We start from the raw sequence: 12301 nt of genomic DNA on the forward strand, positions 1-12301 counted from the left end.
TCAAGATGGCGAACCCGTTATCGTGGCTCTGCCGGCGCACCGCGCCGCCCTTGATGTTGGTGCAGGCAATCGCCCTGGGATGTCCGGACGCGGTGCTCGCCGCGGAGGGCGGGACCGGACACGCTCTGCCGGGCGGCACTGCAACCCTGATCGACCTGCCGCCGACCAAGCCCGGCTGGGTCGTGGAGCCGATCTATCTGCATTACGAAGGCACGGCATCAACGTCTAAAACGATCCCCATCGCCGGGACCCTGACCGCGGGCCTCGCGGCGACCAGCGACGCTCTCCTGCTCGGCGGTCTTTACACCTTCGAGCAGACCCCGCTGGGCGCCCATTACAGCCTGGGCGCCTATCTACCCTATGTCTGGATCAGGGTCGACGCGGACCTCGAAACCCCGTTCGGCACCGTTCGGCGTCGCGACAGTGCCTCCGGGATCGGTGACCTGACGCTGATTCCCGCCATGCTGGCCTGGAAGATGGGGTTCTGGCAACTGAGCGCTTTGCTCCCGGTCTACGCCCCCACCGGCGACTACCAGCAGGGCCGGTTGGCCAACCCCGGCCTCAACTACTGGACTTTCGACCCGACGCTGGGCGCCTCCTACAACAACGACAAGAGCGGGCTCAATGCCGCGCTCTACCTGGGGATCGGCATCAACACCGAGAACCCCGACACCGACTACCGCAGCGGCTCCACCCTGCACCTGGACGGCAGCATCCAGCAATTGCTGCCGGTCGGACCGGGCTTCCTCGGTATCGGCGCGGAAGCCTTTTACCTGGATCAAGTGACCGCCGACAGCGGGCGGGGCGCACGCCTCGGCGACTTCCAGGGCCGAACCGCCGGCATCGGCCCGGTGCTGACCTATCTCCTGCCGCGCGGCAAGAACACCTTGGTCGCGGAGCTACGCTGGCTGCCTGAGTTGGAGGTGCACAACCGACTGGAGGGCGACTACGTCTGGCTGAAGGTCGTCTACCAGTTTTGAGAGGGCAGTGGACTCAGACCCGAGTACCGAATGACGCTTAACCCACCACCACGAGAGAAAACGGAGACCACATGATGAAGCGCACGACCCTACTCGGCTTGACCTTGTTGATCGCGGCCGGTACCGCCTGCGCCGGCGTCCTCGACCCGGAATGCACCGCGCAGAAGGCGGCCAAGGGCGCCGCGGCCAAGGCCACCGTCGGTGTCGGCGGACGCTGCTCGCCCGCCGAGGCGGTGAAGGACACGGCCAAGCGCGCCACCGGCATTGAGGACAAGGGAACGCTCAAACCAGGGGCCGATACTGAAAAAGGCGCGGCCAAGAAGACCGCGAAGTGATTCAGCTTGCAAGGTCCACGGCGCGAACGCCGGGCCTCCCGGCGACTCCGCCCACCCGAATCAACTCACCCAGCCGACTTCAGGACCAGCCCATGAAACCCCGTGCCTTAGCCGTTTGCGCCCTCGTCTGGCTCGGCCTGATCGCCGTGCCGCTCGCCCAGGCCGCAGCCGATACTCCGCCCGCAACCGTCGGTAAACCCAACATCGTCATGATCCTGGCCGACGACCTGGGCAACGCCGACCTCGGCTATCGCGGCAGCGACATCCAGACACCGAACATCGACGCGCTGGCCAAAGATGGGGTGCGCCTGGAAAACTTCCACGGCATGCCGGTCTGCACCCCCGCCCGCGCGGCCCTGATGACGGGTCGCTATCCGATGCGCCAGGGCCTCCAGACCCTGGTGATCTTTCCCAACCACAAGTACGGCCTGCCCACCGATGAGCGGACCCTGCCGCAAGCGTTGAAAGACGCGGGGTACGCGACCTACATGGTCGGCAAATGGCACCTGGGCCATGCCGACCGGAAATTCTGGCCGCAGAACCGCGGGTTCGATCACTTCTACGGCAACACCGTCGGCGAGGTCGATTACTTCACCCATAAGCGCTCCGGCATCATCGATTGGCAGCGCGACGGCACCTTCATCGACGAGGAAGGCTATTACCTGGACCTGATCGGCAACGAGGCGGTCAAGATCATCGAACACCAGGCAAAGGACCAGCCATTCTTCCTCTACTTCGCCTCACTCGCCCCGCACGCGCCCTATCAGGCGCCCAAAGCCGCCGAGGACCACTATGCCGACAGCATCGCGGACCCGACGCGCCGCACTTACGCCGCCATGATCAGTTCGCTCGACGCGCAGGTCGGGCGGATCGTCAAGGCACTGGATGACCGCGGCATGCGCGATAACACCCTGATCATCTTCTCCAGCGACAACGGCGGACCCCGCAGCGCGGTGGTGGCCAGCGGGGCGCACTCTCCGGAGGAGCGCGCCGCGAGCGGCGTTACCCAGGATGTGCTGCCGGCCAGCAATGGCGACCTGCGCGGCGGCAAGGGCAGCCTGTATGAGGGCGGGGTGCGCGTCCCGACCATCTTCAACTGGCCGGCAAAGATCCAGCCGCGGGTCGTCGATGACGCGCTGCACATGGTGGACATCATGCCCACCGCACTGGCACTGGCCGGCGCCCCCGCCAACCCCGCCGACAAGCCGCTCGACGGCAAGGACATCTGGACGACCGTCGCGACGGGTCAGGCGTCGCCGCACGACGACATCCTGGTCAACGTCGAGGCCTTCCGCGGCGCGGTCATCAAGGGCAAATGGAAACTGGTCAAGGTCGCGCTACTGCCGGGCAAGACCGAATTGTTTGACCTGAGCGCCGACCCCAGCGAAAAGAACAACCTCGCCGAACAGCACCCGGAGGTCGTCCGTGACCTGGAGGACCGCCTGATCGCCTACGCCAAGCAGCAGAAGATGAGCGAGTGGATGAAGGCGCAGCCGGACTACCTCGGCGCCCAGGGGCAGACCCTGTTCGACCCGGACTTCGACATCGACGACGGCGGGATGCCGCAACTGAAGGCGGTGCTGCCCTAGCCGTGATCACGTCCTCTACCCGATTCCCGATGCGTTGGCGCCGGCCGGGTCTCGGCGCGGACCCTGGGCACATCCAAGCAGCGCAGCGGGATGCTGGGTGGGGGATAGACCAAAGAGTGGTACTGGTGGCGAACCCTGAAAACCGCTGAATCGCGGCCTCCCAAGTGTCCGCTATTGTGGCCTTCCGGAGCTTTGGTGAGCACTCGCACCCGTGTCAATACTCATGTCATCCCACCTGGGACCCACCATGCCCTCTCTGCGCGACCAGACCGATCGCATCCTGGCTGAACTGCTCGCCGCGCTACGTCGCGAAGCACCCAACGCGGCCGACCCCGCGGGCGTGGCTCATGACTTGGAAGTCCATCAGATTGAACTGGAACTTCAGAACCGGGAATTGCGCCAGGCGCAGCAGGCGCTGGAGGAATCCCGCGACCGCTACGTGGACCTGTACGACCATGCGCCGGTGGCCTATGCCAGCCTCACCGGCGAGGGGCGGATCACCCAACTGAACCTGACCGCGGCCCAGTTGTTGGGGATCGAGCGGGCGCGAGGGGAGGGCCTGTTCTTGGGAACACGGCTGGCCCCCGGGGACGGCCGCGTCCTGCTCAGCAGCCTCGGGCGGGTGCTGTCGACCGGCGAGGAGGAGTCCCACGAGGTCGGTTTGGGCCGTCCGCCGGCAACCCGGCGCGACCTGCGCCTGACCATCCGTCGCGAGACCCCGCGCCCGGCCGAGGCGACTCCGCCCACCTGCCGGGTGATCCTCTCGGACATCACCGAGATCACGCAGGCGCGCGCCGCGCTCCTCGCTGAGCGGCATTTCCTCCAGTCGGTCGTCGACGGGGTCAGCGATCCCATCGTCGTCATCGGCACCGATTGTCGGCTCCTGCTGATGAATCAGGCGGCACGGCAGGCGGCGAACGTGCCGGTCGAGGGCCGCTGCGGGCTGCCCTGCTACAGTGCCCTTAACGGCCGCGACGCCCCCTGCGACAGTGCGGAGCATCCCTGCCCGGTGCCGCAAGTGCTGGCCGGCGGGCTACCGGTGAAGGTGGTCCATCGCGACCTGTGGGCGGACGGACGGACCCATTGGATCGAGGTCATCGGCTCGCGACTGCTCAGCCACACGGGCGAGATTCTGGGCGTGATCGAGTCCTCGCGCGACATCACAGAGCACCTGGACCTGACTGCCCGGCTCCAAGCGCGTGAACTGCAACTGGCGCATCTCGCCGAGCACGACCCACTGACTGATCTGCCCAACCGCATCTTATTCGCCGACCGCCTACGCCAAGCGATGCGTCACTCGCACCGCGAGCGCCGCAAGGTCGCGCTGCTCTTCCTCGACCTGGACCATTTCAAGTCGATCAACGATAGTCTGGGACACGCGACCGGAGACCTGATCTTGCAGCAGGCCGCCCGCCGCATGCGCACCCTGGTGCGGGAGGGCGATACCGTCGCCCGCATGGGGGGCGATGAGTTCACCGTGATCTTGGGGGCCTTGACGCAGGGCAGCGACGCCGGACTGATTGCGCATAAGCTGATTGCGGCCTTTGATGAGCCCTTCGAGGTCGCCGATCGGCTGCTCTATGTGACCGCCAGTATCGGCCTCAGCCTTTACCCCGATGATGGCACTGAACTGGAGACCCTGGTCCGCAACGCCGATTCGGCCATGTATTGTGCCAAGGCGCAGGGCCGTAACACCTTTCGCTTCTACACCGAGGATATGACGGCGCAAGCCCTGGCGCAGGTCGCGTTGGAGTCCGACCTGCGCCAGGCGCTGGCCCGTGCGGAGTTCGTGCTCCACTACCAGTCCCAGATCGAGCTCGCGACCAGCCGCCTCGTCGGCTGCGAGGCCCTGATCCGTTGGCAGCACCCAACGCTTGGGTTGGTCGAACCGGGACGCTTCATCCCCTTGGCGGAGTCCACCGGGCTGATCGTCCCGATCAGCGCCTGGGTGGTGCGCACCGCCGCCGCCCAGATCAAGGTCTGGCAAGATCAGGATCTACTGACTGATTCGGCGATTTGGATCAACCTGTCCGGGCGCGACACCCAAAACCCGAACCTGGCCGCGACGATTGCGGGCATCTGCGGCGAGGTGGGTATAGACCCCGGCGACCTGGCGGTGGAGATCACCGAGACTTGGATCATGGCCAACCCCGACGTGGCGGCCGAGAATATCCGACGCCTGGAGGCCTTGGGGGTCGCGGTCGGCATCGACGACTTCGGCACCGGCTACGCGTCCTTGGCCGCCCTCAACCGGTTGGCGATACGCGAGATCAAAATTGACCGCGCACTCGTCGCCGGGCTACCGGCGGACCCGGGCGGCCGTGCCATTGTCCGCGCGGTGATTGCCCTAGGCCAGACACTGGGGTTGCGCATCGTGGCCGAGGGGGTCGAGACGCCAGCCCAGGCGGACTTTCTCAAGGCCGAGGGGTGCGGCATCGGCCAGGGTTACCTGTTCAGCCGGCCGCTCCCGGCAGCAGAGTTTGAGATCTGTGCTCGGGGTGCCAGCCGAAATGGCCCCTGATGACACGATCAGTCATTCCTCCATTCCTCCATTCCTCCATTCCTCCATTCCTCCATTCCTCCATTCCTCGAAATCGCCAGGAGAATCCATCGATGCAACGACGTTTCTTCCCAGCCCTGATGATCACTTTGGTCTTAGGCACTCACACCGGGGTCAGCATCGCGGCCGACCCTGCGCCCGTACCCGACGACGGCTCGGTGCTGCCCTTCCCGCCGCCCCCCTCGGCCAGCATCGCCGGCCAGACCCTGCAGGAGTCGACGATGATCCGCCGGGCGGCACCCAACCACCTGCCCGCCGATGCGCCCAACATCCTCATCATCCTGCTCGATGACGTGGGCTTTGGCCTGGCGGACACCTACGGCGGCCCCATCCATACGCCGACCCTCTCGCGTATCGCCAACGCCGGCATCAGTTACAACGCCTTTCACACCACCGCGATCTGCTCGCCGACGCGGGCGGCGCTACTGACCGGGCGCAACCACCAGCGGGTGGGGTCCGGCACCATCGCCGAGCGGGCGGTCGACTGGGACGGTTACACCGGCGAGATTCCCCGAACCTCGGCCACACTCGCGAAGGTGTTGGGGGACTATGGCTATGCGACCGCCGCCTTCGGCAAATGGCACAATACGCCCGCCACCCAGACCACGGCCATGGGTCCATTCACCCTCTGGCCGACCGGCGAGGGCATCGGTTTCGACTATTTCTATGGTTTTCTGGCCGGCGAGACGTCCCAATGGGAGCCGCGTCTGGTCGAGAACTTCAATCCGATTGAACCGCCCCACGATGCGCGTTACCACCTGAGCGAGGACCTGGCGGGCCAGACGATCACCTGGCTGCGCAAGCACCGCGCCTTTGCCCCCGACAAGCCGTTCTTCGTGTATTGGGCTCCGGGCGCGGGACACGGCCCGCACCACATCTTCAAGGAGTGGGCGGACAAATATCAAGGTCAATTCGACCACGGCTGGGATCAACTGCGCGAGCGGACCTTCGCGCAACAGCAGGCGCTCGGTTGGATTCCCGCGGCGACGCAACTCACCCCGCGGGCAGAGAGTATGCCGGCCTGGGAGAGCATCCCTGAGTCCGAGCGGCCATTCCAGCGACGGCTGATGGAGGTCTTCGCCGGGTTTGTGGAGCATGTCGACACCCAGGCCGGCAAGGTCATCGACGAACTTGAGCGCCTGGGTGTGCGCGACAATACCATCGTTTTCTACGTCTTCGGCGACAACGGATCGAGCGCCGAGGGCCAGCAGGGGAGCATCAGCGAACTGCTGGCGCAGAACCAGATCCCCAACACCATGGCGCAGCAACGCGCGGCGCTGGATCAGCTCGGCGGCCTGGACGCACTCGGCGGCCCCAAGGTGGACAACATCTATCACGCCGGCTGGGCCTGGGCGGGCGACACGCCGTTTCAGCACACCAAGCTGATCGCCTCGCACTTCGGTGGGACGCGCAATCCGCTGGCCGTCTCCTGGCCGGCGCGCATCCAGCCCGATCGGACGCCGCGTCCCCAATTCCATCACGTCAACGACATCGCGCCGACCATCTATGACATCCTGCATATCCAGCCGCCGCGAGTGGTGGACGGCTTCGCGCAAGACCCGATCGACGGCACCAGCATGGCCTACACCTTCGCGGACGCCAAGGCGCCCGGCCGCAAGCTCACCCAGTATTTCGACAATAACGGCAGCCGCGGCCTCTATCAGGACGGCTGGTACGCCTGCACCTTCGGCCCGCTGACACCCTGGCTCACCGTCAGTCCCGGGCTCGCGACCTGGGACGCGAATCAGGACCCCTGGGAGCTTTACAACCTCAAGACCGATTTCTCACAGGCCGCGAACCTGGCCGCGCAGGAACCCCAGCGGCTTGAAGCGATGAAGACGCTGTTCCTCGAACAAGCACAAGAGAACCAGGTCTTCCCCATCGGTGCTGGGATCTGGCTGCGCCTCCACCCCGAGGACCGCATCAAGACACCCTATACGCGCTGGCAATTCGACTCGACCACGACCCGCATGCCGGAATTCACGGCGCCGGGCCTCGGTCGCGAGAGCAATCATGTCAGCATCGACGCCAGCCTTGGACCGGACGCATCCGGTGTGCTCTACGCCTTGGGCGGCGCCTCCGGGGGCCTGGCCCTGTACCTGGACCGGGGCGTCCTCGTCTACGAGTACAACATGATGATCATCGAGCGCTATACGGTACGATCACAAGAGAAGCTGCCGGCCGGACCACACCGGATCGAAGTGGACACGACGATTGCCAAGCCCGGCGCCCCGGCGGAGGTGGTGCTCAGCGTCGACGGTCAGGAGGTCGCCCGCACGACGGTCAAACGCACCGTGCCGGCCGCCTTCACGGCGAGCGAAACGCTCGATGTAGGCACCGACCTGGGCTCACCGGTGTCGCTCGACTACTTCGATCGGCGACCCTTCACCTTCGACGGAACCATCGACTCGGTCAAGGTCGTTCTGAAATAACGGATCAGCGTCCGTTCGGTCGCTGCTGTGCAGCGACCTGCTCCATTCGCCCAGTTCGGCAGGCCACGGTTCTCCCGAGTCGCCTCCAACCCATCCAAATGCGGCATCTGCATATCCTCCAGGCCCAATAAGATCTCGTTATTGTTGTGATTCTTCGCCCCACGGACTGACCACGGGCACTGTCAGTCCGCTGAAATGCCGTAGATTGCGCGTGGCGATGGACGCCCGGCGGGCCAGCGCAATACCGGCGATCTGGGTGTCTCGGATGTCAACGATGATCCCCGCCCGCTGTCTGGATGCGGCAAGCGTTGCGGCCTCGCCGGCCGCGACTGCATCGAAACTCAGGATGCGACCATCCAGGTCCTCGACCAAGAGTCCCTCGAACGCTTGTTCGAGTTGCCGCCGACGTCGACCGTCCGGCAACAGGACGAGACCGAACCGAATCTCCAAGACGGTGATGCTGGTAGTCCAGATCGAGGTTGCCGCTTGCCCGTCCAGCCAGGCCACGACACCGGCGTCCGGCGCATCGCGCATCAGGGCGGACAGCACATTGGTGTCGAGGATGATCACGGCTCAAACGTGGCCGGTCGCGGCGCCTGTCCGCGCAGTTCGGGCAGATCATCGAGCAAGCCCTGGCCGATAAAGCGAGCGGCAATGCGCGAACCCAGCCCGGAGGTGGGTGCCCCCTGGTCGGCCAAAGACTGCCGCAGGATCGTGCGGATCTCCTCCTCCATGCTGTGGCCATGCTGACGGGCGCGCTGTTGCAACCGTTCCTTCACGTCGTGGTCGAGATTGCGAACCAGCACTTGGGCCATGGATGATCTCCTCAAAGTGACAGATGCTATCACGATAGCAGCGACTGGATGCCCAGGCAAGTTGTCGACGATGATCCGCCGGGCGGCACCGAAGCGTCCCTGAGGTCAGCGGTCGCTGCTGTCCGGCGACCTGCTGCATTTCCCCATTTCCGTCTCGGCCGCCGGCGGCTCGTCCGGGCTGGCCGCCGCGCTCGCCTCCGAGAGCCAGGTCAACAGCGTGGCATAGAGGATCGCGGGGTCGACCGGCTTGGCGATAAAGCCGTTCATGCCCGCCGTCAGACACCGGTTGCGGTCCTCGGCGAAGGCGTTGGCGGTCATGGCCAGGATCGGCCGCCGCGCCCAGTGCGGCAGGGTCCGGATTTCCCGCGTCGCCTGCAGCCCGTCCAGATGCGGCATCTGCATGTCCATCAGGATCAGCGCATAGTCCCCCACGCGCGCTTTCTCGACCGCCTCGCGTCCGTCGCGCGCGGTGTCCGCGCAAAGTCCGACATCGTGCAGCAACTCCAGGGCAACCTCGCGGTTGATTGGCTCGTCCTCGGCAAGCAGCAGCCGCTTGCCGCCGTGCAGTCGACGCAGGGTCGCCTCCACATCCTGCTCCCGCCGCGTGTCGCCACCAGCGGGTAGGGGCCGCACACCGCGGCCGAGGCGCGCCGTGAACCAGAACAGACTGCCGCGCCCGGGTTCGCTTTCCGCGCCCGTCTCCCCGCCCATCAGCCGGGCTAACCTGGCGGTCAGAGCAAGCCCCAGCCCGGTCCCGCCGAAGCGCCGGGCGGTGGAGTCATCGGCCTGCTCGAAGGCGCCGAAGAGTCGGGCCAAGGCGTCCGGGGCGATGCCGATCCCCGTGTCCTGAACCTCGAAGCGCACGAGGAGCCCCTGCGCATCTTCGGCCAGCAACCCGCAACGCAGGGCGATCGCGCCGCGCTCGGTAAACTTGACCGCGTTGCCCGCGAGGTTGAGTAAGGCCTGGCGCAGCCGGGTGGCGTCCCCGCGCAGCCACTGGGGGACACCCCCGCGGTCCACGGTCAGCACGATTCCCTTGGCATCGGCCGCGGCCGAAACGATGGAACGCACATGATCGAGCAGCTCATCCAAGGCGAAGTCGGTCTGCGCCAGCGCGATCTTGCCGGCTTCGATCTTGGAGAGGTCGAGGATGTCGTTGAGAAGGGCAAGCAGGTGATGTGCGGCTGTATCGACCTTGGCGAGACGCTCGGCCTGGATTGTGGTCGTCCGGTCCTGGCGCATCAGGTGGGTCAGTCCGATGATGGCGTTCATCGGCGTGCGAATCTCGTGGCTCATGTTGGCCAGGAAGGCGCTCTTGGAGCGGTTGGCGGCCTCCGCCTGCTCGCGCGCCTGCACGAGCTGCCCGGTGCGCTCATCGACGAGTTGCTCCAAATGATCGCGGTAGCGGTTCAGCTCATCCTCGGTCCGCTTGCGCTCGGTGATGTCGCGCCCCGTCACCACCGCGCCGACGATGCGGCCGTCGTTGTCCAGGATGGGCGCGAAGCTGTAGCTGCCCACCCAGGCCGCCCCCGTGTCGGTGCGCCGCAGCGCATACTCGACATTGCTGGCCGTCTCGCCCCGCAGTGCCCTGGAGACCGGCCAGCACGTCAAAGGCGCGCGCTCGCCATTGTCCATGAAGACCTCCAGGATCTCGGCAGACTCGGTCAGGGTGTGGAAGCACTCCGTCTTATCCGCGAACTTATGAAAGGTGGCGAAGGCGTCGTTGAGGTCGATGAACCGCCCCTCGGCATCGGCGATGACCACGGCATCATTCATGCTCGCCAGGGCCGCCTCCAGGCGCTCTTTGGCCAGATCGAGCCGCTCCAGCGCCAGGCGAAGACGCATCTCGCTCTCGCGCAGTGCCGCCTCGGCGCGCCGGGCGCGCAATACGGCAATCGTCAGCACCACCACCATGGCCAACAAGAGCGCGAGGGCGGCCAGCACGCCATGCACCAACGGACGGTGGAGACTGTAGAGTGTTTCCGGGCGATTGATGACCCGGCTGTCGGGGGGCAAGGTGCCGGGGTCCACCCCAAAGCGACGCAGTTGGATGTCGTCCAGCGCCGGGCGGGCCGTGCTTTGCTCCACCGGGATCCGGGCCGGGTCCTCCCCGGCCAGGACCCCCAAGGCCAGGGCCGCCGCCTGCCCGCCGTGCTCGCGGCCATCGAGCAGCAGGCCGCCGACGATGCCCTGGCCAAGACGGGTCCCGTGCATCGCATAGACCGGTGCCGGACTGGCGTCGGCGATGCGCCGGGTGCTCTGCGCCCGGGGAAAGACGTGGCCGGCCGCGTCGGTCACATAGGTGAGGATCAGCACCAGAGTGTCGGGCGGCAGGGCGTCGAGTTGTCGTTCCAACTCCGGTAAGGGGACATCGGGGGAGAAATCGATCTCGAGGCGATGACGCAGATCGGGCAGGATGTGGTCCATGTCCTGCCGCAGCGCCAGCCCGGAGGCGGTGTAGTCGTGCACCACCAGCACCCGGCGGGCCCCGGGATGCAGGCGCAGCGCCAGGTCCAGCGTCCCGGCGATGTCCTGGATCTCCGCCACCCCGGTGATGCCGGGCCTGTCTTCCAGCATCTCGGAGCGAAATCCGTTGATCCCGGCGAAGACCACCGGAACCACGGGAAAGAGTTCCGCGGGGTAGGCGCGCAGCAGGTCGAGTGCCGGATTATCCAGCGCAATCAGCAAGTCCACCGACTGACCCCGGTACTTGCGCACCAGCGTGTCCTTCAGGAAGGCGAGATGCTCGGGCCCGGGGAAGCGCTTGGCGTCGAGATACTCGACTGCCGGCACCTGGTCCGGATAGGCGGTCTTCAACCCCGCCAGCAGGCCGGTCAGCTCGTCGTCTGCCCAGGCGTCCCCGGGGTGATATGCGTTCAGAATCACAATGTGTGGAGCAGGCTGCGGGACCGCGGCAGGCGCGCCAGGTTCAGTCGCCGCGGCGCGGGTGCCGGGCCCGGTCTCTGAGCCGATGCCTGAACCAGCGGCGGACGCGGCCCCGGCGGCACCCCCGATCACGACCAAAGGGCAGCACGGGCCGAGGACCCAGAGCAGAAAGACCGCCGCGATGAGTCGCCACGACACCTTATGAAATCTCCTCAAGGCCGGCGACGTACGCCACCAGCCGGTCGGCCGCGCCAAGTCGCAGTATGACATGACGGCTTGCGATAAGGCGATTGCCGGAAGATCCGGTACCCAGCGGGCCGGTCATGGGTCGGAATACCGACCAACCCGAGAAACAGGATGCAGGGATGTGACGGCCATCACAACCCCAACACAGGGCCGCGTTAAGATTGAATGCATAGTTATGGCACCTGCCAGAGCATCCGATGAACGACCCGACTGACAACACTGAACGCGCACGCACCGCCATGATTGCAGAGGCGCTGGCGCTGCTCCGCATCATCGACGCGGAGCAGGGTAACGAAGACATCAACGAGAGTCCGCAGGCCCGCGAGACCCGCTTGCTGCTGCAAGCCAAGGCCCGGCAGTTGGTCATCACGATGATCGCGGAACTGCGGGCGCCGACCAGGGAACAGACGCCGGCCCGGCGTTTCGCGGCGGCGGCCTAAGGCGATTTCCGTCCGATC

Annotated in this window: 9 protein-coding genes; 6 read left to right on the plus strand and 3 right to left on the minus strand. The window is 66.1% G+C overall.

The window, feature by feature from the left end; all coding sequences use genetic code 11:
- Positions 1 to 5 precede the first annotated feature (5 nt).
- The 5 genes from A39O_RS0114030 to A39O_RS0114050 all read left to right on the plus strand — a co-directional run bounded on the left by A39O_RS0114030 (position 6) and on the right by A39O_RS0114050 (position 7896).
- A complete protein-coding gene (locus A39O_RS0114030; RefSeq protein ID WP_245561899.1) occupies positions 6 to 980 on the plus strand; it encodes a SphA family protein in 975 nt (324 codons plus the stop codon).
- 74 nt (positions 981 to 1054) lie between these two features.
- Positions 1055 to 1315: a hypothetical protein gene (locus A39O_RS33495; protein WP_169338446.1), complete on the plus strand. Its 261-nt coding sequence runs from the start codon at positions 1055 to 1057 to the stop codon at positions 1313 to 1315.
- Positions 1316 to 1407: 92 nt separating this feature from the next.
- Positions 1408 to 2904 carry an arylsulfatase B gene (locus A39O_RS0114040; protein WP_020505297.1) on the plus strand — a complete coding sequence of 499 codons (1497 nt, stop codon included), beginning with the start codon at positions 1408 to 1410 and terminating at the stop codon, positions 2902 to 2904.
- 247 nt (positions 2905 to 3151) lie between these two features.
- Positions 3152 to 5425, plus strand: a complete 2274-nt coding sequence (locus tag A39O_RS33500) for a putative bifunctional diguanylate cyclase/phosphodiesterase (RefSeq protein ID WP_020505298.1) — start codon at positions 3152 to 3154, stop codon at positions 5423 to 5425.
- A gap of 92 nt (positions 5426 to 5517) precedes the next feature.
- Complete coding sequence (locus A39O_RS0114050; protein ID WP_211211586.1) at positions 5518 to 7896, plus strand: arylsulfatase; 2379 nt, start codon at positions 5518 to 5520, stop codon at positions 7894 to 7896.
- A gap of 138 nt (positions 7897 to 8034) precedes the next feature.
- On the opposite strand, the gene A39O_RS0114055 is transcribed toward A39O_RS0114050, so the two are convergent.
- The 3 genes from A39O_RS0114055 to A39O_RS36625 all read right to left on the minus strand — a co-directional run bounded on the left by A39O_RS0114055 (position 8035) and on the right by A39O_RS36625 (position 11597).
- Positions 8035 to 8466 (minus strand): type II toxin-antitoxin system VapC family toxin, encoded by a 432-nt coding sequence (locus A39O_RS0114055; protein WP_020505300.1) that lies wholly within the window; start codon positions 8464 to 8466, stop codon positions 8035 to 8037.
- Positions 8463 to 8711: a FitA-like ribbon-helix-helix domain-containing protein gene (locus tag A39O_RS0114060; RefSeq protein WP_020505301.1), complete on the minus strand. Its 249-nt coding sequence runs from the start codon at positions 8709 to 8711 to the stop codon at positions 8463 to 8465. Before A39O_RS0114060 ends, A39O_RS0114055 begins: the two co-directional genes overlap by 4 nt.
- 105 nt (positions 8712 to 8816) lie before the next feature.
- Positions 8817 to 11597: an ATP-binding protein gene (locus tag A39O_RS36625; RefSeq protein WP_169338447.1), complete on the minus strand. Its 2781-nt coding sequence runs from the start codon at positions 11595 to 11597 to the stop codon at positions 8817 to 8819.
- Between the two features lie 443 nt (positions 11598 to 12040).
- Here A39O_RS36625 and A39O_RS0114070 point away from each other — a divergent pair, with 443 nt between their 5' ends.
- Positions 12041 to 12283, plus strand: a complete 243-nt coding sequence (locus A39O_RS0114070; protein ID WP_020505303.1) for a hypothetical protein — start codon at positions 12041 to 12043, stop codon at positions 12281 to 12283.
- Positions 12284 to 12301 lie beyond the last annotated feature (18 nt).

Source organism: Lamprocystis purpurea DSM 4197, assembly GCF_000379525.1.
GTDB classification, from domain to species: domain Bacteria; phylum Pseudomonadota; class Gammaproteobacteria; order Chromatiales; family Chromatiaceae; genus Thiodictyon; species Thiodictyon purpureum.

Bases quoted from the DNA above. Each gene is read 5' to 3' on its own strand.
- A39O_RS0114030 (WP_245561899.1), top strand. From the start codon at position 6: ATGGCGAACCCGTTATCGTGGCTCTGCCGGCGCACCGCGCCGCCCTTG.
- A39O_RS33495 (WP_169338446.1), top strand. From the start codon at position 1,055: ATGAAGCGCACGACCCTACTCGGCTTGACCTTGTTGATCGCGGCCGGT.
- A39O_RS0114040 (WP_020505297.1), top strand. From the start codon at position 1,408: ATGAAACCCCGTGCCTTAGCCGTTTGCGCCCTCGTCTGGCTCGGCCTG.
- A39O_RS33500 (WP_020505298.1), top strand. From the start codon at position 3,152: ATGCCCTCTCTGCGCGACCAGACCGATCGCATCCTGGCTGAACTGCTC.
- A39O_RS0114050 (WP_211211586.1), top strand. From the start codon at position 5,518: ATGCAACGACGTTTCTTCCCAGCCCTGATGATCACTTTGGTCTTAGGC.
- A39O_RS0114060 (WP_020505301.1), bottom strand. From the start codon at position 8,711: ATGGCCCAAGTGCTGGTTCGCAATCTCGACCACGACGTGAAGGAACGG.
- A39O_RS0114070 (WP_020505303.1), top strand. From the start codon at position 12,041: ATGAACGACCCGACTGACAACACTGAACGCGCACGCACCGCCATGATT.